Consider the following 26,166-nt stretch of genomic DNA (forward strand, 5'->3'; position numbering starts at 1 on the left):
TCGTTATCCGATCGTTCTTTCGTTCTCATCAAATAAATCATCAAGAGAGCTTAATGAACCATCTTCCTCTACTTGATGCGTATGGATTTTCCCTTTTGAAACCGATAATTCGATATAACAATTCCAGCAATAAAATTGGTTGACACCTATTTTTCCAATGTCTTTCCCTTTGCAATTTGGACAAATGAACATATGGCTTTCATCTCCTTACAGTCTCCCAGATTCTATTCGCCATTATGTCCAAACCGCATTCATTTATACATTGCTGGAGCCTTTCAACGTTATACGTTTGAAAGTTTCACTATATAATTTCACCTTGTTACATGAAATCATACGGTGAAATGTTTTCCACGTCCATTTCTTCGCCATTAACTGTTACCATCTGTACTTCTCCTTGTGATTCTTGCAAACGATTCGCTAAAGTCGTTTGACGCATTGCATCATCAAGGCGATTTACACCAGATTGGAAAGCTGCTTCCTCCCCGCAAATAATGAGGAACTTTTTACTTCTTGTAATACCAGTGTAAATTAAATTACGACGTAACATACGATTGTAACTTTTCACTATCGGCATAATCACAATCGGAAACTCACTACCTTGCGATTTATGAATCGAACAGCAATAGGCATGTGTAATTTGATTTAAGTCTGGCTTTGTATACGTTACCTCAATTCCATCAAATGAAACGATAATCATATCTTGTTGTTCAACGTTCTCTTTCGCATAAAACACCGAAACAATTTCTCCGATATCACCATTAAACACTTGGCTCTCCGGTTGATTAACGAGTTGCAGTACTTTATCGCCTCTTCGGTATACAACATCACCGTAAGCAATTTCTTTACTCTTTTCCCTTTTCGGATTAAACACTTCTTGCAACGCTTCGTTTAGTACATTAATACCGGCAGGGCCACGATACATCGGGGCCAGTACTTGTACATCTCTTGCGCTAAACCCTTTTGTCTTAGCATTTTCACAAACCTTCTTAACAACCTCAACAATTTGAGCTCCTGTACAGCCGATAAATGAACGATCTTTTTGATTTTGCGCTAAATCTGGTGGAAGCGTTCCATTTTTTATCGCATGGGCGAGTTGAATAACAGATGAGCCTTCCGCTTGACGATAAATTTCAGTAAGCTTCACTGTTGGAACTGCACCTGCATTCAATAAATCTTTCAACACTTGTCCAGGTCCTACAGATGGTAATTGATCTTCATCACCTACAACGATAACTTGAATGTTAGTCGGCAATGATTTAAACAGCTGATTTGCAAGCCAAATATCAACCATTGAAAATTCATCAATAATAAGCAATTTCCCTTGTACCGGATCCGTTTCATTACGCTGGAAAGACCCTTCTGGGGTCCAGCCAAGTAAACGGTGAATTGTACAAGCTGGAAGCCCCGTTGATTCACTCATTCGCTTCGCTGCTCTTCCTGTTGGGGCCGTTAATAATATCGGAAATGGATTATCGTCACTGTATTCATTCGGATTTAACGATAGCCCGTGAAGTGACGCATACATTTCAACAATTCCTTTAATAACTGTTGTTTTCCCTGTTCCTGGTCCACCTGTCAATAACATCATCGGTTTATGAAGTGCCGTTTGAATCGCTTCTTGTTGAAACGGTGCATACTGTACATTCAGTTGTTCTTCAATTTGACCTAACGTCTTTAACACTTCTGCTTCAGGAAATGAAGGTGTTTCCTCCTGATTCATAAGCCTGCGAATAGACTTTACAACACCTTTTTCTGAGTAGAATAACGACGCTAAATACACTCGTTCTTCTTCTATGATAACTTTCCCTTCACTTTGCATCATTTCAACGCAAGCTACAATGTCTTCCTCGGTCACTCTTCCTTCTTGATTATTTAAAAGTGACATCGTTTCTCTTACAAGTTGATTTTTTCCCATATAAACATGACCAAGTTGCAATGAAACATTCTCTAACGTATAAAAACAACCCGCACGTACACGGTCATCATGATTACCCGATATACCTAACGCACGTCCTATATCATCCGCTCTTCCAAATCCAATCCCGTCCACTTCTTCAATAAGCTTATACGGATTATTACGAATCACTTCTAATGTCATCTCTTTATATTGCTGGTAAATCTTAATAGAAAGCTTCGTTCCAAAACCGTAACCATTTAAAAAACTCATTACTTTCTCTAGTCCTTGATGTTCAACAATTGTCTCATATATTTCTTGAGCTTTTTGCTTATTGACAACACCATTTAACGCATCCGGATCATCCATAATTTTAGAGATGGCATGTTCCCCAAGATGATCCACAATTTTTTCAGCTGTACGCTTTCCTATCCCTTTAAATAAATCACTCGCTAAATATTGCACCATACCAGCTTTTGTTTGCGGCAATTCTTTCTTAAATGTTTCAACTAAATATTGTTTCCCATACTTCGGATGGTCTTTAAAATGCCCTGTCAATGTAAACACTTCATCTTCATGCATGCGGGGAAAATGACCGTTTATCATCACTTTTTTTTCGTCGTACGTTTCATTCGTCTCAATGACTTTCATACTGACAACGGAATAGAGGTTTTCTTCGTTGTGGAAAATGGTGTGAAGAACTTGCGCTTTTATAAACTTTTTATCTTCCTCAAACAAATCCATTGCATGTTGATTTCCCATCTTTCCTCTCCTTTCCGGTTCGTTTCACTTTAATGAGCAGTACATCCCCCACCTATTTAGATGAGGGATAACTACCCATTAAACTATATTTTCATCTTATTCAGCTTCTTGCTCCAATAAACGAACACCATTACCAGCTAAAAAGTGATCTGGCTGAATTTCAGTTGCTTTCTTAAATAAAGTAAGAGCCTTCTCGTTATTTTCTTCAAATACGTACGCAACACCTAAATTATAATACGCATCTGCATGCTCTTCATCCATTTCTAATACCTTTTCAAAATAAGGTTTCGCCTCTTGAATATGTTCTAAACGTGCAAAGCAAAGTCCGCACTGGAACACAGCCTCTACATCGTTTTCATCTAATTCTGTTGCTCTTTGTAAAAATGGAAGTGCAAGACGATCATTTCCAAGCTGCACATGTGTAATACCTAACATAAATGTTACATCAGCTGATTGTAATCCCGCTTGCATCGCTTGTTCAAATACAGCCTTTGCCTCTGCAAATTGCTCTTGACCGTAATATACATTTCCTAATCCATAATAAGCAGCCGCAGATTTATCATCTAATTCTAATGCACGTTTATAAAATAAAATTGCTCTTTCACTATCACCTAGTACATCTAATAAGTTCGCAAAATTAATGTATCCAAGCGCATCTTTCGGATTTTCTTCGATTGCTTCTGTGAAATTTTTAGCAGCTTCTTCCCAGTTTCCTTCTTGCATATATTGAATACCTGTTTCAAGTTTGTTTGACATGTCCTTCACCTCTACAACAAATTATAACAAAGAATGTATTTTCCAAGCGAACGAAAATTCGCTTTATGTAAAAGAAACCTCTAACCGCTAATCGGCAGAGGCTTCTCATTTTATCCTAAATAATCCAATTTCTTACCACTACGATATACTTCATCAATTGTAGCACCGCCTAAGCACTCATCTCCATCATAGAAAACAACTGCTTGTCCTGGTGTAATTGCACGAATTGGCTCATCACAAAGAATACGAACTGTATTTTCATCAACGATTTGAACCGTTACTTTATTGTCTTCTTGACGATAACGGAATTTCGCTGTGCACTTAAATTCTTTTTCTTTCGCTTCATTACTTACCCAGCCGATATTCGTAGCAATAACTTCATCACCATATAGAAGCTCGTTATGGAATCCTTGATCAACATATAAAATGTTTTCTTTCAAGTTTTTCCCAACAGCAAACCACGGATCACCGTTACCACCAATACCAAGGCCATGACGTTGTCCAATTGTATAGTACATTAAACCGTCATGCTTCCCTTTCACTTCACCAGATAATGTTTGCATCACACCTGGTTGCGCTGGTAAATAGTTGCTTAAGAAATCTTTAAAATTACGCTCACCGATAAAGCAAATACCAGTACTATCTTTCTTCGCCGCTGTCGCTAAACCAGCTTCTGTCGCCATTTCACGAATTTGCGGTTTCTTTAATTCACCTAATGGGAACATTGTTTTTGATAATTGCTCTTGGCTTAATTGATTCAAGAAATACGTTTGGTCTTTATTATCATCAACGCCGCGAAGCATTTTATATTCGCCGTCCATATAAGCAACGCGTGCATAATGACCTGTCGCTACATAATCAGCACCAAGCGCAATCGCATGCTCTAAAAATGCTTTAAATTTAATTTCTTTGTTACACATTACATCTGGGTTTGGTGTACGACCAGCTCGGTACTCATCTAAGAAGTACGTAAATACTTTATCCCAGTATTGTTTTTCAAAGTTTACTGCATAATACGGAATGCCAATTTGGTTACACACTTCAATTACATCATTGTAATCTTCTGTTGCTGTGCAGACACCATTCTCATCTGTATCATCCCAGTTTTTCATAAAAATTCCGATTACATCATAACCTTGCTCTTTTAATAAAAGAGCTGCTACAGATGAATCGACGCCACCGGACATCCCAATGACAACGCGTGTTTCTTGAGGTAGTTTGTTCATCATGTCACCTCCCATGCTAATTTTGTGTTAATCGCTTCACGATTTTCACTGTTTCGTACGCCGCTTTCTCAATTTGCTCTTTCGTATTTCCAAGTCCGAAACTAAAGCGTACGGATGAACGTATTTGATCGGAGTCTTTTCCGAACATCGCTACTAATACATGTGATGGATCAATCGAACCAGCTGTACACGCCGAGCCACTTGACACTGCAATGCCAGCTATATCTAAGTTCACAAGGAACGGTTCAATGTTCATTCCTGTAAAACTGATATTAAACACATGTGGTAAGCGATATTCTAAGTTTCCGTTTACCTCGAAAGTAATGTCTTCATTTTTGAAGACAGATACCATTATATCTTTAAACTCTTCATATTGGGCATTTTTTTGCTCACGAGTTTTTTCAGCTAACAAAATTGCATGTTGCAAACCAACGATACTCGGTACATTTTCAGTACCAGCACGGCGTTTTCTTTCTTGCTCCCCGCCTATTAATAACGGTTCAAATTTCACATTTGCACCAGCGTATAGGAACCCTACACCTTTTGGTCCATTAATTTTATGAGCTGAAATCGATAATAAATCAATGCCGAACTCTTTCACATCTATTTCTACTAATCCGTAAGCTTGTACCGCATCTGTATGAAAATAAGCTTGATGCTCTTTTAGCAACTTCCCTATTTCCGCGATTGGTTGCATCGTCCCGACTTCATTATTCCCAAACATAACGGATACGAGAATCGTCTCTTCTGTTAATGCATTTTGTATGTCAGAAACTTGAACGCGTCCTGTTTCATCAACAGGTAAATATGTCACTTCAAAGCCTTCGCGCTCTAACAATTCACACGTATGCAAAATTGCATGATGTTCAATTCGCGTCGTTATAATATGGTTACCTTTATGACGATTCGCACGTGCTACACCTATAAGCGCTAAATTATCAGCTTCTGTACCACCGCTCGTAAATATAATTTCATTCGGATTCGCATGAATGCTACGTGCTCCCGCGCGTCTCGCCTCATCTACTGCATGGCGCGTTTGACGTCCATAAAAGTGAATACTAGACGGGTTCCCGAATGTTTCTGTCATATATGGAATCATCTTTTCGACCACTTCTGGGTGAGTCGGAGATGTCGCAGCATGATCTAAGTAAATGCGTTCCATTAAATCTCCTTCTTTCCAAATCGTTTCACAAGGAATTAAATGTAAAACATATAGCCCCCGTGATTTTCTTCCTCATAACGTACTAAATCTTCTAACGTTGTACTATCTAACACTTCTTGCACCGCATCACGAACACGCATCCATAATTGGCGTTGTGCCGGTTCCTCTTCTTCTATCATTTCTACAACACTAATCGGACCCTCTAATACACGGATTACATCCCCAGCTGTAATGTTAGCTGGCTGATCAGACAATACATATCCGCCATATGCCCCGCGCGTACTCTTTACTAGACGAGCGTTACGAAGTGGTGAAATTAATTGCTCTAAGTAATGTTCCGATAAATCATGTGCCTGCGCAATTGATTTTAAGGAAATTGGACCTTCACCAAACTTTTTTGCAAGATCGATCATAATTGTTAAGCCGTAGCGGCCTTTCGTTGAAATCTTCATCTATTTTGCACCTCTTTTCAAATTTTCACTTCTATTGGTTATATCTTATTTATAAAAGAACACAATTTAAAATCCTATGAAATTATAGCATAATATAGTATTATAAGAAATTTCAACTTGTGTATCAAAATGATAACATAAAATCACATTGAAAAACTCGGAAATTATTACAATTGAAAGAAAAATGAAAATATTTATATTCATTTTTCCCACAAAACAGCATCCTATTTCAAATTCCACTAAAAAAAATGATACGATAGAAAGAGATTATACATTAAGGGAGACGGTAAAAATGAAACAGCCACTCGCACATCGAATGCGCCCTACAAATATTCAAGAAATTATCGGACAACAACATTTAGTTGGTGAAGGAAAAATTTTATGGCGAATGGTCCAAGCAAATCATTTTCAATCTATGATTTTATACGGCCCTCCAGGCACAGGAAAAACATCCATTGCGAGCGCAATTGCAGGAAGTACTGGAACCCCTTTTCGCCTATTAAACGCTGTTACTCATAATAAAAAAGATATGGAAGTTGTTGTACAAGAAGCAAAGATGCATCGACACCTCGTTTTAATTTTAGATGAAGTACACCGTCTAGATAAAGCAAAACAGGATTTTCTATTACCTCATTTAGAAAGCGGACTCCTTACCTTAATCGGTGCAACAACGAGTAATCCGTTCCATGCTATTAATTCTGCTATTCGAAGTCGTTGTCAAATCTTCGAATTACACGCATTAACAGAAGATGATCTTTTAATTGGCTTAAAACGAGCACTTGAAGATAAAGAAAAAGGTCTTGGGGAATATGATGTAACGGTTACGCCGGAAGCATTACATCACTTTGCAAATGCATCTGGTGGAGATATGCGTTCTGCTTATAATGCACTTGAACTAGCTGTTTTATCTAGCTTTACAACGGACGAAAAAGCTGCGGTAATTACGCTAGAAATTGCAGAAGAATGCTTGCAAAAAAAGAGCTTCGTTCACGACAAAGGTGGAGATGCTCATTATGACGTATTATCGGCATTTCAAAAATCGGTGCGCGGAAGTGATGTAAATGCAGCACTTCATTATTTAGCACGTCTTATTGAAGCTGGTGATTTACAAAGCATTGGTAGACGTCTTCTTATTATGGCATATGAAGATATCGGACTTGCTAGCCCACAAGCCGGACCGCGTACACTAGCAGCTATAGAATCAGCGGAACGAGTTGGATTCCCGGAGGCACGCATACCACTTGCAAATGCTGTTATCGAGCTTTGCTTATCACCAAAATCAAACTCAGCTTACAAAGCACTTGATACTGCATTACACGATTTACGTAACGGTCAAACAGGCGACATTCCAAGTCATTTAAAAGATAGTCATTACAAAGGCGCAGAATCACTTGGAAGAGGCATTGGATACTTGTATCCACACGACCATCCAAATGGATGGGTACAACAACAATACTTACCTGATAAAATAAAAAACAAACAATATTATAAACCGAAAACGACAGGGAAATTTGAGCAAGCACTTTCTACTGTATATGAAAGATTACAAAGTTCGAATAAAACGAAAAATAAAGGGTAACCTAAGCGAAAACGTCACCATTATGGAGGCTTCGCTTATGAAAACACGTCAAGATGCATGGACAAAAGAAGACGATCTCCTTTTAGCAGAAACTGTTTTACGACATATTCGCAGCGGTAGCACACAAATAAAAGCATTCGATGAAGTCGGCGATACATTGAACCGCACTTCCGCAGCTTGCGGATTTAGATGGAATGCTGAAGTAAGACCGAATTACGAAGATGCGGTGCAACTTGCAAAAAAACAACGTAAAGAATTAAAACGCTCTGAAGCTAAAATAGAAAAAGAGCATTTCACGCAAACGAAACAACTCGTAATTGATGCCGAGTTTTCAGAAGATATTATGCCAAACAAACAGAATCTTACAATGCAACATGTCATCTCGTTTTTGCAAAACTTAGAGCATACCAACCCTTCACTCGCAAAGTTACAAACTGAAAATGAAGTATTACAAGCTCAGCTCACGACTTTGAAAAAAACGAATCATGAACTGGAAGCAAAATTAGCGGTACTCTCAAAAAAACAACAAGCAATCGAAGAAGATTATGCAATGCTTGTTAGAATTATGGACCGTGCTCGAAAACTCGTTTCGGTTGAAGAACAAGAGGAACAGATCGCTCCAATTTTCAAAACAGATCAAAATGGAAATTTAGATATTATTTATTCTGCAGAAAATTAAAAAGGATGTCACCTAGTCGGGGTTTCTGACTGTGTGGCATCTTTTTTTCTTCGGTAAAAATAATATTTGTGAATATAATTATATAGATTTATAGAAAAAATTGACAACAATAGACCTCAAGTTCACACAAGGAAACACCAGGGAATAATTGGATATTACTTACTTAAATGTTACTATAAAGATATATGTTTGAAAGGAGATGGTTGCTATTTCATTAATAGTCTTCAAAATAACACTCGGTATTCTCGTTCTAATATTAGGCCTTTTTACCATTAAGAGTTTAAAAAAGACTTCCGCCTATAAGTCGGATAAATACGATTATTCTTTATTAGGATTACTTACATTCGAATTATTAGTATTGCAAATATATGCAATTCTTTAAAACATAATAGAAAAAGCATATACCCTTGACGGATATATGCTTTCTTTTTATTCTTGCCCTACACGCTTCACTTCAACGTTTTTAATACGTTCACGTACAACGTGACTTGCCATGATTAGGCCTGCCACAGATGGTACGAATGCATTTGATGAAGGTGGTAATTTCGCTTTACGAATTTTTGCATTTTCGTCTGGTACGATTTCTTTACGTACTTCTTCACGAATTACGATTGGGTTTTCGTCAGAGAAGACAACTTTTACACCTTTTTTAATACCATCTTTACGAAGCTTCGTACGAATTACTTTCGCAATTGGATCTGTATGTGTTTTAGAGATGTCCGCAATACGGAAACGAGTTGGGTCCATTTTATTTGCTGCACCCATGCATGAGATAATTTTAATTTTTCGACGTAAGCATTGTTTAATTAAATGAATTTTGAACGTAATCGTATCAGATGCATCTACTACGAAATCCAATCCATGTTTGAAGAACTCTTCATATGTTTCATCAGTATAAAACATTTCTAGTCCAATTACTTCACACTCTGGATTAATGTCTGCGATACGCTCTTTCATTAATTCTACTTTTGAACGTCCTACAGTAGATACTAACGCGTGAATTTGACGGTTTACGTTTGTAATATCTACAACGTCTTTATCGACTAATACGAGACGTCCTACGCCAGAACGTGCTAACGCCTCTGCCGAAAATGACCCTACGCCGCCAATTCCTAAAATACCGACTGTACTATTTTTTAATATTTCAAGTCCTTCTTTACCAAAGGCTAATTCATTACGTGAAAATTGATGTAACATTCAGCTCTACACTCCTATTACAAAAATGGTCTATCATGTATTCTAGCGTTTTTCCGACTATTTGTATAGAAAAAGTTATAGAATTCCTAAAAATACATATTTCGAGAATAAAAACATAGTGTAAACCGGACTTTTTAAACAACCCTTTCAATATACCCTTAAAAAGGAGGATTTAGAGAACCGAGCAAATCGAGGCACGTATGCTAGGAGGAGCGCAGTGTAGGAGTACTACTCAAGCACCGGACTAGCATACGTAACGATGAGATGCGACAGTTATCTAAACCGGACTTTTTAAACAACCTCTCAAAAAAAGTCTAGACGGCTATAGTATAACCATCTAGACTTTATTCTTACTTTTCTTCTTTTAAGCTTAATTTTAAGTTTAACTCTTCAAGCTGTGCTTCTGCTACTGGGCTTGGAGCTTCTGTTAATAAGCAGCTTGCGCTTGCTGTTTTCGGAAATGCAATTGTATCACGAAGGTTCGTACGGCCTGCAAGTAACATAACAAGACGGTCTAAACCTAATGCGATACCACCGTGTGGTGGAGTACCGTATTCGAATGCTTCTAATAAGAATCCGAATTGCTCTTGTGCTTCTTCTTGTGAGAATCCAAGTGCTTTGAACATTTTTTCTTGTACGTCACGCTCGTAAATACGAAGTGATCCACCGCCAAGCTCATAACCATTTAATACAAGGTCATATGCTTGTGCACGTGCTTTTTCTGGTGCCGTTTCTAATAACTCAACATCTTCACGGAATGGCATTGTGAATGGGTGGTGAGCTGCGAAGTAACGATCTGCATCTTCATCGTACTCAAGAAGTGGCCAATCCGTTACCCATAGGAAGTTAAATTTACTTTCGTCAATTAACTCAAGCTCTTTACCTAGACGTAAACGAAGTGCACCTAAGCTATCTGCAACAACGCTCTTCTTATCTGCTACGAATAGTAATAAGTCGCCAGCAGTAGCTTCTAATGTAGCCATTAACGCGTTTGCTTCTTCTTCACCGAAGAATTTCGCAATCGGTCCTTTTAAGCCGTCCTCTTCCACTTTAAGCCAAGCTAGACCTTTTGCACCGTATACTTTTACGAATTCAGTTAATGCATCGATATCTTTACGAGAGTATTTGCTCGCAGCACCTTTTGCATTAATTGCTTTTACTTGTCCGCCGCTTTCTACAGCACTTGTAAATACTTTAAAACCACAACCTACTGCAAATTCAGATAGGTCTGTTAGTTCCATTTCAAAGCGTGTATCTGGCTTATCAGAACCGTAACGAGCCATTGCATCAGCATATTTCATACGAGGGAATGGTGCACTCACTTCTACACCTTTTGCATCCTTCATAACTTTCGTCATCATGCGCTCCATCATATCTAAAATTTCATCTTGTGTTAAGAATGAAGCTTCGATATCGATTTGCGTGAATTCTGGTTGACGGTCTGCACGTAAATCTTCGTCACGGAAACAACGTGCTACTTGATAGTAACGCTCAAATCCGCCGACCATAAGAAGCTGTTTAAATAATTGTGGAGACTGTGGTAACGCATAGAATTCACCATCATGTACACGACTTGGTACTAAATAGTCACGAGCTCCTTCTGGTGTACTCTTCGTTAAAATTGGTGTTTCCACTTCTAAGAACTCTTCTGTGTCTAAGAAGTTACGAATTGTTTTCGTTACGTCGTGACGCATTTTGAATGTGTTAAACATTGCAGGACGACGTAAGTCTAAATAACGATATTTTAAACGCACATCTTCTGATGCATCTGTATCATCAGCAATAATGATTGGCGTTGTTTTTGCTGCATTTAATACGTTTACTTTCGTTGCTTGTACTTCAATACGACCCGTTGCCATATTGTCATTAATTGCGCCTTCACCACGCTCAACAACTGTACCTTCTACGTGCAATACGTATTCACTACGAATAGTTTCTGCTATTTCTAACGCTTCTTTTGATGTTTCTGGGTTAAATACAACTTGCACGATACCTGTACGGTCACGTAAGTCGATAAAGATTAATCCACCTAAATCACGGCGTTTTTGTACCCAACCTTTTAATTGAACTGTTTGTCCAACTGCTTCTACTGTTACTTTTCCACATGCATGTGTTCTTTCAGCCACTGTAAGTTCCCCCTATATTAATTTCTCTGCTACGTATGAAGCAAATACATCTAATGCTACTTCTTCTTGTTCCCCTGTTGCCATATCTTTTAAGTTAATGATGCCTTTATCTAGCTCATCTTCCCCTAATACAGCTACAAATTTCGCCTTTAGACGATCTGCTGATTTAAATTGTGCTTTCATTTTACGGTCTAAATAATCTTTTTCAACTGATAATCCAGCTTTACGAAGATCAAACGCAACTTTCGCAGCATGGTCTTTCGCTTTTTCACCAAGCGCTACAACGTAGCAATCAATACTATGTTCAATTGGTAATTCGATGTTTTCAGCTTTTAGCGCCATAATTAAACGTTCGATACTCATCGCAAAACCGATACCTGGCATTTCTGGTCCACCGATTTCTTGTACAAGCCCGTTATAACGTCCACCACCGCTTAATGTAGTGATAGCACCGAAACCTTCTGCCTCACTCATAATTTCAAAAACAGTGTGTTGGTAGTAGTCTAAACCACGTACTAAGTTCGGATCTTTTTCAAATGGAACATCCATCATCGTTAATAGTTCTTGAACTTTGTCGTAGTATACTGCTGAATCTTCGTTTAAGTATTCTGTAATAGATGGTGCTGTTCCCATTAATTCATGGTTACGGTCCTTCTTACAATCTAAAATACGAAGAGGATTCTTTTCTAAACGAGATTGGCAGTCAGAACAGAACTCACCGATACGTGGCTCGAAGTGTGCGATTAACGCATCACGGTGCGCTTGACGGCTCGCCGCATCACCTAAGCTGTTTAATACAACTTTAATATTTTTTAAGCCCATGCCGCGGTAAAACTCTACAGCAAGTGCAATTACTTCTGCATCAATCGCAGGATCGTTACTACCGATTGCTTCAATACCGAATTGTACGAATTGACGATAGCGACCTGCTTGTGGTCTTTCGTAACGGAACATTTGACCAATATAGTATAATTTCGTTGGTTGTGTTGCATCACCGAACATTTTGTTTTCAACGTAAGAACGTACAACAGGTGCAGTACCTTCTGGACGTAATGTTAAACTGCGCTCTCCACGATCTTGGAATGAGTACATTTCTTTTTGTACGATATCTGTCGTATCACCAACACCACGTAAAAATAGCTCAGTGTGTTCAAAAATTGGTGTACGAATTTCTTTATAGTTGTAACGACGGCAAATTTCGCGTGCTTGCCCTTCGATATACTGCCATAACTCAACGCTACCTGGAAGAATATCTTGCGTTCCGCGTGGGATTTGAATAGACATATTCAGTTCCTCCTCAAATTGTTTTAATCTTAATAAAAATAAAAAAACTCCCGCCTCTACTGTTTGAACAGTAGGGACGAGAGTATTATACCCGTGGTGCCACCCTAATTGAAGCACGTATGCTTCCACTTTTTTAATAACGCTTAAATGTGCGTTCATCCCTACTAAGCATATATGCCGTTCAAGTTGAAACCTCTAGAGTGTCATTCAATCAGTCATCATGCAGAAATGTTTTCAGCCTAAGACATTTCTTCTCTTTCCATGTGTGTCTCATTTACTCTTCTCTATCAACGGTTATATTCATATGTAAATATAAAATTACTATACGTTTGTTGAGTAGGATTGTCAAGTACTCTAAGAGCGTTCAATCTGCTTCTTTAGACGCTTTACATCTTGAAGAGAAATCCCAAACTCAGAAGCAAGTTCCATTGAAGTATTGTTTTGCTCTTTTGAAATAAAATCATGAAAATTTACGTTAAACAGTTGATTTGCACCATTTGTAACAGAATGCCCTTTTTCGTTCATACGCATACGTATATCCCTCACATTCAATATAGATGTTTTACTTTTTATTGTTCCATATTGATGAAAGAGTTATACATAACTGAAACAGCTATTAATTCCAAATAAAGTAAAACTTTAATGAATAAGGGTTTTGTCCATCGCCACTCATTATTAGCCCTCACTAATCAGGCTTCGACGGGCAGTGGATCTCCCACAAATAGCGAGATAAATGAACAAAACATACAACAATGTATAAAAAAGAAGGGATTATATAATCCCCTCTTTTTTAAGCAACACTATTTACTATCCACAATTAAGGTCACCGGACCATCATTGATTAAAGAAACATCCATCATTGCTCCGAACTTCCCTGTTTCTACATGCAATCCTTGCTTACGAACTTCCTCATTAAAGAAATCATATAAACGCTCTGCATAATCAGGTTTGGCAGCATCCATAAAGTTGGGACGTCTTCCCTTGCGACAATCTCCGTATAATGTGAATTGCGAAATTGATAGAACTTGTCCTTCTACATCAAGTACAGAATGGTTCATCTTTCCACTCTCATCTTCAAAAATACGTAAGTTCGCAATTTTTTCTGCAATGTAAGTTGCATCTTTTTCTGTATCTTCATGCGTAATGCCAACTAGTAATGTTAAACCGAACGGAATTTGTCCTACGATCTCACCGTCTACTGTGACAGACGCTTCTTTTGATCGTTGTAAAACAACTCTCATCTTTTCTACACTCCCTATTAATGCATCATGCGTCGTACTGCATAAATTTCTGGAACACGTTTAATGCGTTCTACTACTTTTTTCAAGTGCTGTAAGTTACGAATAGAGATTGACATATTAATTGTCGCCATCTTATTACGGTCACTTCTACCAGAAACTGCCGAAATATACGTTTTCGTCTCTGTAACAGCTTGTAATACTTCATTTAATAAGCCACGGCGATCGTAACCTGAAATTTCAATATCAACGTTATACTCAATTTCTTTTTCAGGACTACCTTCCCACTCTACTTCCAATAAACGTTCTATAGCTTCTTCTGTATGAACATTTACACAATCACGGCGGTGAATCGATACACCTCGGCCTTTCGTAATATACCCAACGATATCATCACCTGGTACTGGGTTACAGCATTTTGATAAACGAATTAATAAATTATCCGCACCACTTACTTTAACGCCAGAATCCCATTTTCGAATTTTCATCGGTTTACGAACTTCTTTAACTTCAACGATTTCTTCTTCTTCACGTTGCTTACGGAATTTGTCCGTTAGTCGCGTAACAATTTGCGACGCTGTAATCCCGCTATATCCAACTGCTGCAAACATATCTTCTTCATTTGCAAAATTGAACTTCTCGGCAACACGTTTTAAATTGTCAGGAGCTAACACTTCTTTCATCTCATACTCTAGGCTACGCACTTCTTTTTCAACAAGTTCACGGCCTTTTTCAATATTTTCATCTCTACGTTGCTTCTTAAAGAATTGACGTATTTTGTTTTTCGCATGAGATGTTTGAGCAAGTTTCACCCAGTCTTGACTTGGCCCATACGAATGTTTCGATGTTAAAATTTCAATGATGTCACCAGTTTTTAATTTATAATCAAGCGTCACCATTTTGCCGTTTACTTTTGCACCAATTGTTTTATTTCCAATCTCCGAATGGACACGATACGAAAAGTCAATCGGAACAGATCCAAGTGGCAATTCCATTACGTCGCCTTTCGGTGTAAAGACGAATACCATGTCAGAGAATAAATCAATTTTTAATGACTCCATAAACTCTTCTGCATTAGAAGCTTCATTTTGCCATTCTAATATTTGACGGAACCATGTAAGTTTCTTCTCTAATGTACCTGTTGTTTCTGCTGTTTTTCCTTCTTTATACGCCCAGTGCGCCGCGATCCCGAATTCTGCAATCTCATGCATTTCTTTCGTACGAATTTGCACTTCAAGCGGATCACCTTTCGGCCCAATTACAGTCGTATGAAGAGATTGATATAGATTTGCTTTCGGCATCGCAATATAATCTTTAAAACGACCTGGCATCGGCTTCCAGCACGTATGAATAATTCCAAGTACCGCATAACAATCTTTAATACTATTTACAACGACACGTACAGCTAATAAATCGTAAATTTCATTGAACTGTTTATTTTGCAGTGCCATTTTACGATAAATACTGTAAATATGCTTTGGTCTTCCAGAAATCTCAGGTTGAATTGCAACTTCTTTTAATTTCTCACGAATACCAGTCATTACTTCGTCTAAATATTCTTCACGCTCTGCACGTTTACGCTTCATTAAATTTACAATACGATAGTATTGCTGTGGATTTAAATAGCGAAGTGACGTATCCTCTAGCTCCCATTTAATAGTACTAATTCCGAGTCTATGTGCTAAAGGTGCAAAGATTTCTAACGTTTCATTTGCAATGCGACGCTGCTTCTCTTGAGGCAAATGTTTCAATGTACGCATGTTATGAAGACGATCAGCTAGTTTAATTAAAATAACTCGAATATCTTGAGCCATTGCAATAAACATTTTGCGATGGTTTTCTGCTTGTTGTTGCTCATGAGATTTATATTTAATCTTTCCGAGCTTTGTTACACCATCGACAAGCATAGCAATTTCTTTATTAAATTCCCGTTCAATATCTTCTAATGTAATTTCTGTATCTTCCACTACATCATGTAAGAAACCTGCTGATACTGTAGCTGGATCCATGTGTAAATCAACTAAAATACCTGCAACTTGAATTGGATGAATAATGTACGGTTCACCCGATTTTCTGTATTGTTCGCTATGCGCATCACGTGCATATTCATAGGCACGTGCCACTAGCTCAATATCTTCATCTGCTAAATATTGACTTGCTTTCTCGAGTACCTGTTCAGCTGTTAGTACCTGCTCATTTGCCATCGAATCACCTTTTATTGAAAATTGACTTTATCTTAATTAAGTAGAATAAATTATATTCTATCATTATAACCTAATGATTGTGAATTGTGAAAAGGAAAAGATTTTACTGACATTTCACCTTATTTTTTTGTGCAATTATACAAAAGTACCCGCTCCTCTCCAAGAGATTCACGGGTACTTTTTATCACCGTAGTTTTACCTATATAGTGATTAGTATTTTTCTAATACTAATACATCGTAACCATCTAACATTTTACGACCATCTAAGTAAGTAAGCTCTACTAAGAATGCAATTCCTGCTACAACTCCGCCAAGTTCTTCAACTAGCTTAATTGTCGCTTCAATTGTTCCACCTGTAGCTAATAGATCATCTGTAATTAATACGCGTTGACCTGGCTTAATTGCATCTTTATGGATTGTTAAAACATCTTTACCATATTCTTTACCGTAGTCAACTGTAATTACTTCACGTGGTAATTTCCCTAATTTACGAACTGGTGCAAAACCTACTTCTAACGCATAAGAAACTGGGCAACCGATAATAAAGCCACGTGCTTCTGGCCCTACTACAACGTCAATATCTCTTTTCTTTGCATACTCAACGATTGCATCTGTTGCTGCTTTGTATGCTTTACCATCGTTCATTAACGGTGTAATGTCTTTAAATACAATACCTTCTTTTGGATAATCCGGTACAATTGCGATATGTTGCTTGAAATCCATATTTCTGAATCCTCCTCAGATCTAAAAGGTTTGTAAATACAAATCCTTTACCCTAACTGTTCTACTTCTTTATGATTACGAATCGTTTCAAACCATGTATATAGTTGCTGATATGTGCTATAAACCAATTCTTTTTCTAATTGTAAGTGGTTCATTTTCTCACGATATGTGTTCGATTCAATTAAATCACGCTTTTGTTTTTTGTCTGCCATAAAAATGACGCCATCTTTTATTGTAACAAATTCTAACTCAAAAAACACCTGTGTCATGAAATTTACTGTATCTTTTGACCAACCTTTATGTCGACATAGTTGTTCTCCATATTGTCTTAAAGAAAATGGTGCTTTTTGGCTCAAGAACGAATAATACCATTTAAAATGTTCCCTCGTTGGAACAGTACTAAATAAATGATTATTCTCTTGATAAAATAGCGTATAAATTCGCGACGGGAACCCCACTTTAAATAAATCTCGTAATTCATCTGTTCCTTTTGGCAAATCAAGTAACACGATGTATTGATCGTCTAAATGAGTTACTTCTGATGCATGCATTATATGCTCTTTAAAGTCTTCTAAAGAAAATTTATTCAATACCTCTTCAGAAAAATACACCATCGTTATTTTTTCTTTCGGAAGTTCTGATACATTCGCTTCTACGTTACGCATACTACGCCAATCAAATAATTGCCACGCCTCTACAGCAATATCTTGTACCATTAATTGCGGCTTCTTAAAATTATTCCATTCATTGATAGATGCTTCCCCTATTACAGATACCTTTGCAACTGGAGAAATTTCTTTCGCATACGCACCAAATCCAAATCCGATTGTATCCAGTGTCGCTTGTCCATCGCGAAGAGCCATTTTCAAATGAGAGCCATCTGATCCGATTGCACGAATACTTTCTAACTCTGCATCCTTCACTGCAATACGCGGTTTTGGATTTCCAACACCAAATGGCGCTAATTTTTGCATGTCTTCAATTGCTGCCAGTGTTACATCCTCCACTTTACAAAAGACATCAACAGCTGTAATTGGAATAAAATCTTCTTCTGTTAAAATTACCTCTGCTTGTTCATTTAAGCGGCGGCGCAATTCATCTACATCATTCATATGTAGCGTCATTCCCGCTGCCATCGGATGCCCTCCGAAGTGTGGCAATAACTCTCTACAATCTGACAAGTTTGCAAACAAATCAAATCCTGCAATACTACGTGCTGAACCTTTTGCTGTTTCTTTTACAGGATCAATGCATAATACAATCGTTGGACGATAAAAACGTTCCACTAATTTAGATGCGACAATTCCAATTACACCTGGATTCCAGCCTTCTTTTGCCAGTACTAGTACTTTATTGTCTTCTGGCGGGAAATTATTTTCCACTTCAGCGATAGCTTCTTCTGTAATTTGCTTTACAATATCTTTTCGCAGTTTGTTCAGCTCATCAATTTCTTCAGCTAGCTCTTTTGCTTCTTCTGGATCATCTGATAATAAAAGATGTACAGCCGGCGTAGCATCTTCTAAACGGCCAACTGCATTAATACGTGGTGCGAGTGAGAATCCAATGCTCTCTTCTGTAATTTCACTTTGCGAAACGTTAGCAACTTTAAATAGCGCCTTTAGTCCGATATTTTTCGTCATGCGCATATGTTTTAAACCGCGCTTCACTAGCAATCTATTCTCACCATGAAGTGACACTAAATCGGCTACTGTACCAATTACTGCAATTTCTAATAAATGTTCTGGTACACGACCCAGTAGTGCATGCGCAACTTTAAATGCAACACCTACACCAGCTAAATAGTGAAACGGATATACACCGCCATCTAATTTCGGATGAATAATCGCAAGTGCTTCTGGCAATTCTGGTGGTGGCTCATGGTGATCTGTAATAATAAGATCTATTCCAAGCTCCTTCGCTACCTTCGCTTCATGTACTGCTGCGATACCAGTATCGACAGTAATAATTAGTGAGAATCCTGCGCTATGCGCCCAACGAAATGCTTCTTCGTTTGGTCCATAACCTTCTGTGAAACGGTTTGGGATATAAAATTCTACATTTGCACCTAATTCTTGCAAAGCAAGATATAACACAGTCGTACTACTTACTCCGTCCGCATCGTAGTCACCAAATATTAATATTTGCTCTCCATTTTGAATCGCCTTATTGACACGTTCTACCGTTCTATCCATTCCTTCTAATAAAAATGGATCATGAAATTCTTGATTTTCTGTATTTAAAAAATCTAAAATCTTATCTTCTGTATCTAGTCCTCTACCGAGGAATAACGAAACGACAAGTGGTGATAATTTTAATTTACTTGCTAATTCACTCACTCGCTCGTCATTATATTCTTTTTCTTTCCAACGCGTCTTCGGTTGTAACACGAAATCACCCCTTAACCTGTTCATTATACAAGACAGATTAAGGGGTGACAATATAATGCAAACTACGCTGCAATATCTATATACTAAAATGTTAATAATGTTTAATTTGGAGAATACGGATTTATATGTACAAACACATTTTGTACGTTATCTTGTTCCATAAGCGTTTCTTTCACATGCTTTCCAATGCGGTGCCCTTCTTCTACAGTAATGTATGGATCTACAGAAACTTTAATATCGACAATAACGTAATGACCATGCTCCCTTGCATATAAAGAACCGATTTTTTTCACACCGTCTATTTGAAGTACTGCTTCTCTAAGCGGAACAACATCTTCCTCATGAAGAACATGATCAAGCGTTGCATGAATTGCTTCTGCCCCAATACTCCATGCCATTTTTGCAACAAGAAGTGAAACAAATAATCCTGCAATTGGATCGGCATATACAAGCCAATCTAACCCGAGCTTACCACCAATAATCGCTGCACAAATACCGATTAAAGCTGCAATTGAAGAAAATACATCCGAACGATGTTCATATGCATTTGCAATAATTGCATCACTATTTACCCTCTTCCCTAATCGGAATTTATATTGAAACATTCCTTCTTTCACGATAATTGAAAGAACAACAGCAAAAATCGTAATTCCCTTCGGTGGTTCTAGTTCCTGCGAAAAAGCTTTTATAGACGAAATCGCTATCTCGATTCCCACAATAAATAATAATACTGCAACAATAATCGCTGAAATCGATTCCGCTTTACCATGACCGTACGGGTGATCTTCATCGGGCGGTTGCTTCGCTGCTCGCAATCCAAACAATACAGCTAGTGAACCAATTACATCTGATGCAGAATGCACGGCATCCGCTAATAGCGCTTTACTGTTCCCAATATAACCAATTACCGCCTTTACAATCGCTAATATAATATTACCAACGATCCCGACAATAGCACCAAACTCGGCCTGTTTAAAACGTTCATCTTTTTCCATAATTAAAATCCCTTCTTTTCTTAACCTATCTTTTTATTGTAACAAAAACAGCGATAACAACACCAGTTTTTCCCATATCCCTTCTGTTAAAAAGTTGCTATCTTATTGTATCCACAAACGAAAAAAGAGATGCCTCATAAAGAGACATCATCTTTTTTATACTTGCGGTTCAGATTCTACTTTCTCAACCTTTTTCTTATTTTTTCCCTTTTTCAAACGACGGTTTTCAAGCATTAACCAAATTTGAGAAGCAACGAAAACAGAAGAGTACGTACCTACAACTAATCCAACAAGTAACGCAAACGAGAAGTTACGTAGTGACTCACTACCGAAGATAAGTAACGCAATTACTGGGAATAACACTGTTAATACGGTGTTAATTGAACGACCAAGCGTTTGGCGAATACTTGCATTTACGATTTCTTCTAAGTCTTTTATATCGCGAACTCGTTTTTTCTGTTTGTATAATTCACGGTTTCTATCAAATGTAACAATCGAGTCATTAATAGAATAACCGATAATTGTTAATACCGCAGCGATAAACGTTAAGTCTACCTCTAATTGGAAAATACTAAATATAACAATCATAACGAACGCATCATGTAATAATGCAAGCACTGCAGATAATGCGTACGTAAATCGGAATCGAATACTTACGTATAAAATGATAACCGCAGAAGCAATTAATACTGCGATAAATGCATTTCGTGCAATCTCTTTACCGATTGTCGGTGAAACTGTACTTACGTTTGGATCTGTACCGTATTTATCATGGAAGAATGTTTTTGTTTTCGCAATTTCATCTTTTGATAGAACACCTAAAGTACGAACGGCGAAACCTTTATTGTCATCTCCAGTAGGTACAATATTTTCTTCCTTCACATCAATGTTCAATTCTTTAAAATCTTTATGAACATCTGATACAGTAACTGATTGTTTTGATTGCAAGTCGATACGTGTACCACTCGCAAAATCAATACCAAGATTCAATTTGAAAATTGGTAAAATAATTGCACCTGCAATTACAACTACAATCGAGAAAACAAGGAATTTATGACCGATATTTACGAAGTTAATACGATCAAATCTTGTCGGTGGATGTACTACACCTTTTGTTAATGGAATAATATCCTTTTGTTTCACACCAAAGTATGCTGGTTTTTTATCGAAGTAACGGCTCTTTACAAGTAATCCTAGTAAGAAACGAGTACCGAATACGTTCGTAACGAAACCAACTAAAATACTTACGATTAAACTTGTTGCGAATCCTTTTACAGAGCTATTACCATAAACAAATAACACACCAGCTGCTGCAAGTGTCGTAATGTTCGCATCTAGAATTGTTGCTAATGAACGATGGTTACCCGCACGAAATGCTGACATCATTGACTTACCAATTTTCAGCTCTTCTTTCAGTCTCTCGTACGTAATAATATTCGCATCAACTGCGATACCTACCCCGAGCACTAACGCCGCAATACCTGGCAACGTAAGAACTGCATGCATCCAGTTAAAGACAAGTAATGTAACGAAAATGTATAAACCTAACATAATAACCGCTACAATTCCTGGTAAACGGTAGAATACAAGCATAAATAAGAAAATAAGAGCGATACCAATCGCACTAGCGAAAATTGTTTGCTCTAACGCTTGTTGACCAAACTTCGCTCCAACAGATGTTGAATACATTTCTTTTAAATCAACAGGAAGTGCACCTGCATTTAATAAAGATGAAAGTTGTTTCGCACTTTCAACTGTGAAGTTTCCACCTACGATAGATACTTCAGCTTGGTTAAATACTTGGTCTACTGTTGCTGCTGATAAGAACTTTGGATTCGGTTTTGCAGATTCTGCTTTGTACGAATCTTTTCCTTCTTCAAAATCAAGCCAAATTACCATTAAATTCGTTGGTGGTGGCATTTTTGAAATTTTTTCAGTTACTTCACGGAATTTTTCAGCGCTCTTTAGTGTAAGACCTACGCTCGCACGGCCTTGGTCATCAAATGTTTGCTTCGCTCCGCCGCCTTTTAAATCCGTTCCGTCCATAAGAAGGTTGTCATCTACATCACGGAATGTTAATTTCGCTTGTGTTGATAACATTTCACGTGCTTTTTGCTGATCTTGTACACCAGCAAGCTGTACGCGAATTCGATCTTGCCCTTCGATTTGAATGTTCGGCTCACTTACACCGAGAACATTGACACGATTTTCAAGAGCGCCTACTGTACTTACAAGTACGTCTCGATCGATTTTATCACCTTTTTTGGCTGGTTTTACTTCATATAGAATTTCAAAACCACCGCGAAGGTCTAGTCCTAGACTAATTCCTTTTGCTATGTCTTTTCCTGCCGCACCAATTACTCCACCGATTAATAAAACGATGAGGAAAAAGGCGGCAATTCTCGTACCACGCTTTGCCATATGTACCCTCTTTCTGCTACTAACACTTTAAATAAATCTCTTACGATTTACTTTTACACGTGTGCATACGCCTAGTTAGTAGACTTCCTTTCTATAATTTTGCTAGTTCATCACTAGCTGTGTCGGTAAGTTTTTCACAATACCTACACTTTCATTATTTATTTTTTCTCTTCACTACCCCCTTTATATATAATCTTAGACATAATTATTTCCTCATTATCAATACCTATCATTATACTGCAAAAGGAAGAACAAACCAATTGCAGTCGGTTATTTATTTTCATATTCATCAAATGACCAAAGTGGCGCTTGATATGCTTCAACAGTTAAATAATTCATATATTCATTAGTACTTACTCTTAATACATCATTTACTAATTCATATAATCTAACATCACCGTTTATTTTTTTCCACTTCTTCACTTTAAGAAACTTCCAAATATCATCATCTGTTACTCGGTCATAACCGAACATGTGAAACTCTTCTACTTTGCTTTCTAAAACGACTTGTAACTGTCCGCGGTATGATTCTACCAAAGCCTCTTTTTCTAACATACATAAACATCTCCTTCTTATTTCAGCACGAAAAGTCGCTTTTAATCCCGCTCTAATGGACAGCAATAACTACTTTCAAGAGCACTCTCATACTTCACTCTCTTAAATGCTTGTCATTCTTGTCTCATACGTGCATATAAATTATTGTAAATCATTCCACTGATTTTGAGAAGGTAGGAGAAGACCATGACGAGACAAAGCTTTTTAAAAGGCGCATTTATTTTAATGATAGCCGGATTTATTACCAAAATCCTTGGATTTATTAACCGGATTGTAATGGCACGTATTTTAGGGGAAGAAGGTGTTGGCCTTTATATGATGGCCGTTCCTACATTCATTCTAGCAATTACATTAACACAAATCGGCCTTCCTGTCGCAATCGCAAAATTTGTAGCAGAAGCGGAAGCTGTGAACGATAAACAAAGAGTTAAAAAAATATTAACAGTATCATTAGCTGTTACATCCGTTATTAGTATCATTTTAACAATTGGAATTATGCTCCTCACACCTATTTTAGCAAAAACATTATTAACTGATGAACGAACGTACTATCCATTAATGGCTATTTTACCTGTCGTTCCTGTTATTGCTGTTTCTTCTGTTTTACGCGGTTATTTCCAAGGGAAACAAAATATGAAACCTAGCGCTTATGCTCAAGTTATAGAACAAGTTGTCCGCATTACAATTATCGCTATATGCATTCAGTTATTTTTACCTTACGGTGTAGAATATGCTGCAGCTGGCGCTATGTTATCAGCCGTTCTCGGTGAAGTTGCATCGTTATTATTTTTACTCATTTTATTCCAGCGCGAAAAACATTTATCTATACGCTCTGGATTTTTCACTACTGTAAAGGAGAGCAAGGGTACATTTTATTCTCTTATGGATATTGCTCTTCCAACTACAGGAAGTCGTTTAATCGGTTCCGTTTCATATTTTTTTGAACCTATCGTTGTTATGCAAAGCTTAGCGATTGCGGGAGTTGCTGCCTCTGTCGCAACCCAGCAATACGGTATATTAAACGGTTATGCATTCCCACTTCTATCACTGCCAGCCTTTATTACATACGCTCTTTCTACAGCACTCGTTCCATCTATTAGTGAAGCGATGGCTAAAAGACAGCATAAATTAGTGGAACACCGCCTCCAACAAGCTCTTCGGATCTCATTAATTACTGGTGGGTGGTCAGTCGTTATATTATACGTATTCGCTTCTCCTATTTTAACTCTTATGTATGGATCGGATAGTGCAACAGCATTTATCCAGCTTCTTGCACCTTGCTTTTTATTTCATTACTTTCAAAGTCCACTTACCTCTGTTTTACAAGCTTTAAACTTAGCAAGAGCTGCAATGATGAATACATTTATTGGCGCCATCGTGAAATTAATCGTTATTTTTGTACTAGCTTCAAGGCCAGATTTTCAAATGATGGGGGTTGCCCTTGCAATTGCAGCAAATATAGTGACGGTAACATTCCTTCATTACGCTACTGTTTTAAAGAAAATTACATTTACCATTTACGCAAAAGACTACATTTTCGGCGGACTTGATATCGGTATTGCAGGCGCTTTCGGTTTTTACCTTCATAAATATATAATTTTCTCTCATTCACTCGGCGTACAAACATTATGGGAAATCACTTTAACAACAATCGTTTATATTATCCTCCTCTTCACTTTCAAACTCATTCGAAAAGAAGAGTTGAGTCGACTTCCAATCATTCGAAAACTTTCATTTTTGAAGTAAACGGGCTTACTATTTCATATAGTAAGCCTCTAGTTTTCTTTCAAATCAACAAAAAATTGTCCGTTTTGAAAGCTGCAGTATAAAATTTGTGTGATATCGTTATAACCTAAGTTTTTTAATTTTCCAATGAGCCATTCGTCTGTATGTTCAATCATTTGTAAATGATTCAATTGAATTTCTCCATCAATAATAAGAGGAAGAGTAAACTGCAATGTATCCTGTTTACCTTTTTGTTTTTGAAAGACAGATAACTTCCCAGATGGTTCTAAAATAGCGTATTCTACATCTCGGATATCTCCAACTCCTTGCTCCCTTAATTGCATCAATAAATCATCTATATTATAACGCTGCTTTCTCATCTTCTTTTCATCAATTTTCCCCGCATTTACAAGAATAGCCGGCTCACCTTCTATTAAATGCCGAATTCGTTGAAACTTTAATGAAATGACTGACAAAATAATCTGTATACACATAAGAAAAGTCATCGGAACTAATTGGTGCCAAAGTGATTTATCGGTATTTTCAATTGCGACTACAGCCATTTCCCCAAGCATAATGAATACGACTAAATCTAATACACTTAACTCTCCAATTTCACGTTTACCCATAAGACGAAAAATAATTAATATGATGATATACAAAAGCATCGTCCGGCCAATGATTGATACCCATTCCATTTCTACATCTCCTTTTTTACGTATAGACTCCCCTATAAAAAATAAACTAGTCTAACTTGGGCAAAAAGAAAATATGCTTGTATTAAAAAGGGGGAATGTATAA

21 protein-coding genes and 1 other annotated feature are annotated in these 26,166 nt (G+C 37.4%); of the genes, 3 read left to right on the forward strand and 18 right to left on the reverse strand.

Annotated elements, in window-relative coordinates; translation table 11 throughout:
• Nucleotides 1–3: 3 nt before the first annotated feature.
• The 6 genes from GFJ36_RS22735 to cymR all read right to left on the reverse strand — a co-directional run bounded on the left by GFJ36_RS22735 (nt 4) and on the right by cymR (nt 6,252).
• On the reverse strand, nt 4–192 hold the full coding sequence (locus GFJ36_RS22735) for a hypothetical protein (protein WP_000469281.1): 189 nt from the start codon (nt 190–192) through the stop codon (nt 4–6).
• Nucleotides 193–319: 127 nt separating this feature from the next.
• The gene (gene recD2, locus GFJ36_RS22740; protein WP_046958828.1) at nt 320–2,656 is read right to left on the reverse strand and encodes an SF1B family DNA helicase RecD2; all 2,337 of its coding nucleotides are present in this window, start codon (nt 2,654–2,656) and stop codon (nt 320–322) included.
• Nucleotides 2,657–2,752: 96 nt separating this feature from the next.
• Nucleotides 2,753–3,412, reverse strand: coding sequence for a tetratricopeptide repeat protein (locus GFJ36_RS22745; protein ID WP_000066396.1), 660 nt, complete (start codon nt 3,410–3,412; stop codon nt 2,753–2,755).
• Between the two features lie 110 nt (nt 3,413–3,522).
• Nucleotides 3,523–4,638: a tRNA 2-thiouridine(34) synthase MnmA gene (gene mnmA, locus GFJ36_RS22750; RefSeq protein WP_001038022.1), complete on the reverse strand. Its 1,116-nt coding sequence runs from the start codon at nt 4,636–4,638 to the stop codon at nt 3,523–3,525.
• A gap of 16 nt (nt 4,639–4,654) precedes the next feature.
• On the reverse strand, nt 4,655–5,800 hold the full coding sequence (locus tag GFJ36_RS22755) for a cysteine desulfurase family protein (RefSeq protein WP_157349739.1): 1,146 nt from the start codon (nt 5,798–5,800) through the stop codon (nt 4,655–4,657).
• A 35-nt stretch (nt 5,801–5,835) separates the two neighbouring features.
• On the reverse strand, nt 5,836–6,252 hold the full coding sequence (cymR, locus tag GFJ36_RS22760) for a cysteine metabolism transcriptional regulator CymR (protein WP_000704116.1): 417 nt from the start codon (nt 6,250–6,252) through the stop codon (nt 5,836–5,838).
• A 292-nt stretch (nt 6,253–6,544) separates the two neighbouring features.
• Here cymR and GFJ36_RS22765 point away from each other — a divergent pair, with 292 nt between their 5' ends.
• Both GFJ36_RS22765 and GFJ36_RS22770 read left to right on the forward strand, forming a co-directional pair.
• On the forward strand, nt 6,545–7,831 hold the full coding sequence (locus GFJ36_RS22765; protein WP_000812941.1) for a replication-associated recombination protein A: 1,287 nt from the start codon (nt 6,545–6,547) through the stop codon (nt 7,829–7,831).
• A gap of 37 nt (nt 7,832–7,868) precedes the next feature.
• On the forward strand, nt 7,869–8,510 hold the full coding sequence (locus tag GFJ36_RS22770; protein ID WP_088064459.1) for an RsfA family transcriptional regulator: 642 nt from the start codon (nt 7,869–7,871) through the stop codon (nt 8,508–8,510).
• Nucleotides 8,511–8,939: 429 nt separating this feature from the next.
• Here the strand turns inward: GFJ36_RS22770 and GFJ36_RS22775 are convergent, their stop codons facing one another.
• The 11 genes from GFJ36_RS22775 to GFJ36_RS22820 form a co-directional block, all read right to left on the reverse strand.
• Nucleotides 8,940–9,707, reverse strand: a complete 768-nt coding sequence (locus tag GFJ36_RS22775) for a tRNA threonylcarbamoyladenosine dehydratase (protein WP_000903181.1) — start codon at nt 9,705–9,707, stop codon at nt 8,940–8,942.
• 350 nt (nt 9,708–10,057) lie between these two features.
• Nucleotides 10,058–11,833 (reverse strand): aspartate--tRNA ligase, encoded by a 1,776-nt coding sequence (gene aspS, locus GFJ36_RS22780; protein ID WP_046958824.1) that lies wholly within the window; start codon nt 11,831–11,833, stop codon nt 10,058–10,060.
• Nucleotides 11,834–11,845: 12 nt separating this feature from the next.
• Entirely contained in the window at nt 11,846–13,117 is a 1,272-nt protein-coding gene (gene hisS, locus GFJ36_RS22785) for a histidine--tRNA ligase (protein WP_000027073.1), read from the reverse strand.
• A 69-nt stretch (nt 13,118–13,186) separates the two neighbouring features.
• Nucleotides 13,187–13,417 (reverse strand) — a binding site (T-box leader).
• A 54-nt stretch (nt 13,418–13,471) separates the two neighbouring features.
• Nucleotides 13,472–13,648 (reverse strand): hypothetical protein, encoded by a 177-nt coding sequence (locus GFJ36_RS29220; protein ID WP_001242605.1) that lies wholly within the window; start codon nt 13,646–13,648, stop codon nt 13,472–13,474.
• Nucleotides 13,649–13,917: 269 nt separating this feature from the next.
• A complete protein-coding gene (locus tag GFJ36_RS22790) occupies nt 13,918–14,358 on the reverse strand; it encodes a D-tyrosyl-tRNA(Tyr) deacylase (protein ID WP_001266955.1) in 441 nt (146 codons plus the stop codon).
• A gap of 17 nt (nt 14,359–14,375) precedes the next feature.
• Nucleotides 14,376–16,559 (reverse strand): GTP diphosphokinase, encoded by a 2,184-nt coding sequence (relA, locus tag GFJ36_RS22795; protein ID WP_001262796.1) that lies wholly within the window; start codon nt 16,557–16,559, stop codon nt 14,376–14,378.
• Nucleotides 16,560–16,769: 210 nt separating this feature from the next.
• Complete coding sequence (locus tag GFJ36_RS22800) at nt 16,770–17,282, reverse strand: adenine phosphoribosyltransferase (RefSeq protein WP_000346221.1); 513 nt, start codon at nt 17,280–17,282, stop codon at nt 16,770–16,772.
• Between the two features lie 47 nt (nt 17,283–17,329).
• Entirely contained in the window at nt 17,330–19,669 is a 2,340-nt protein-coding gene (gene recJ / locus GFJ36_RS22805) for a single-stranded-DNA-specific exonuclease RecJ (RefSeq protein WP_098117638.1), read from the reverse strand.
• Nucleotides 19,670–19,770: 101 nt separating this feature from the next.
• A complete protein-coding gene (locus GFJ36_RS22810) occupies nt 19,771–20,664 on the reverse strand; it encodes a cation diffusion facilitator family transporter (RefSeq protein WP_048541414.1) in 894 nt (297 codons plus the stop codon).
• 156 nt (nt 20,665–20,820) lie between these two features.
• Complete coding sequence (secDF, locus tag GFJ36_RS22815) at nt 20,821–23,085, reverse strand: protein translocase subunit SecDF (RefSeq protein WP_088064462.1); 2,265 nt, start codon at nt 23,083–23,085, stop codon at nt 20,821–20,823.
• 270 nt (nt 23,086–23,355) lie between these two features.
• Nucleotides 23,356–23,640, reverse strand: a complete 285-nt coding sequence (locus tag GFJ36_RS22820; protein ID WP_000890214.1) for a post-transcriptional regulator — start codon at nt 23,638–23,640, stop codon at nt 23,356–23,358.
• A 186-nt stretch (nt 23,641–23,826) separates the two neighbouring features.
• On the opposite strand from GFJ36_RS22820, the gene spoVB reads away from it, so the two are divergent.
• The gene (gene spoVB, locus GFJ36_RS22825) at nt 23,827–25,386 is read left to right on the forward strand and encodes a stage V sporulation protein B (protein ID WP_098230319.1); all 1,560 of its coding nucleotides are present in this window, start codon (nt 23,827–23,829) and stop codon (nt 25,384–25,386) included.
• Between the two features lie 29 nt (nt 25,387–25,415).
• Here the strand turns inward: spoVB and GFJ36_RS22830 are convergent, their stop codons facing one another.
• A complete protein-coding gene (locus GFJ36_RS22830) occupies nt 25,416–26,063 on the reverse strand; it encodes a DUF421 domain-containing protein (protein ID WP_097889249.1) in 648 nt (215 codons plus the stop codon).
• Between the last annotated feature and the right edge of the window lie 103 nt (nt 26,064–26,166).

The organism is Bacillus sp. EE-W1 (assembly GCF_009760835.1).
GTDB lineage: Bacteria > Bacillota > Bacilli > Bacillales > Bacillaceae_G > Bacillus_A > Bacillus_A wiedmannii.

Coding starts and splice junctions, on each gene's coding strand:
- GFJ36_RS29220 (WP_001242605.1), bottom strand. CDS start 13,648: ATGCGTATGAACGAAAAAGGGCATTCTGTTACAAATGGTGCAAATCAA.
- secDF (WP_088064462.1), bottom strand. CDS start 23,085: ATGGCAAAGCGTGGTACGAGAATTGCCGCCTTTTTCCTCATCGTTTTA.
- mnmA (WP_001038022.1), bottom strand. CDS start 4,638: ATGAACAAACTACCTCAAGAAACACGCGTTGTCATTGGGATGTCCGGT.
- relA (WP_001262796.1), bottom strand. CDS start 16,559: ATGGCAAATGAGCAGGTACTAACAGCTGAACAGGTACTCGAGAAAGCA.
- GFJ36_RS22800 (WP_000346221.1), bottom strand. CDS start 17,282: ATGGATTTCAAGCAACATATCGCAATTGTACCGGATTATCCAAAAGAA.
- GFJ36_RS22790 (WP_001266955.1), bottom strand. CDS start 14,358: ATGAGAGTTGTTTTACAACGATCAAAAGAAGCGTCTGTCACAGTAGAC.
- GFJ36_RS22745 (WP_000066396.1), bottom strand. CDS start 3,412: ATGTCAAACAAACTTGAAACAGGTATTCAATATATGCAAGAAGGAAAC.
- cymR (WP_000704116.1), bottom strand. CDS start 6,252: ATGAAGATTTCAACGAAAGGCCGCTACGGCTTAACAATTATGATCGAT.
- GFJ36_RS22810 (WP_048541414.1), bottom strand. CDS start 20,664: ATGGAAAAAGATGAACGTTTTAAACAGGCCGAGTTTGGTGCTATTGTC.
- GFJ36_RS22735 (WP_000469281.1), bottom strand. CDS start 192: ATGTTCATTTGTCCAAATTGCAAAGGGAAAGACATTGGAAAAATAGGT.
- GFJ36_RS22830 (WP_097889249.1), bottom strand. CDS start 26,063: ATGGAATGGGTATCAATCATTGGCCGGACGATGCTTTTGTATATCATC.
- recD2 (WP_046958828.1), bottom strand. CDS start 2,656: ATGGGAAATCAACATGCAATGGATTTGTTTGAGGAAGATAAAAAGTTT.
- spoVB (WP_098230319.1), top strand. CDS start 23,827: ATGACGAGACAAAGCTTTTTAAAAGGCGCATTTATTTTAATGATAGCC.
- GFJ36_RS22770 (WP_088064459.1), top strand. CDS start 7,869: ATGAAAACACGTCAAGATGCATGGACAAAAGAAGACGATCTCCTTTTA.
- GFJ36_RS22820 (WP_000890214.1), bottom strand. CDS start 23,640: ATGTTAGAAAAAGAGGCTTTGGTAGAATCATACCGCGGACAGTTACAA.
- hisS (WP_000027073.1), bottom strand. CDS start 13,117: ATGTCTATTCAAATCCCACGCGGAACGCAAGATATTCTTCCAGGTAGC.
- GFJ36_RS22775 (WP_000903181.1), bottom strand. CDS start 9,707: ATGTTACATCAATTTTCACGTAATGAATTAGCCTTTGGTAAAGAAGGA.
- GFJ36_RS22755 (WP_157349739.1), bottom strand. CDS start 5,800: ATGGAACGCATTTACTTAGATCATGCTGCGACATCTCCGACTCACCCA.
- GFJ36_RS22765 (WP_000812941.1), top strand. CDS start 6,545: ATGAAACAGCCACTCGCACATCGAATGCGCCCTACAAATATTCAAGAA.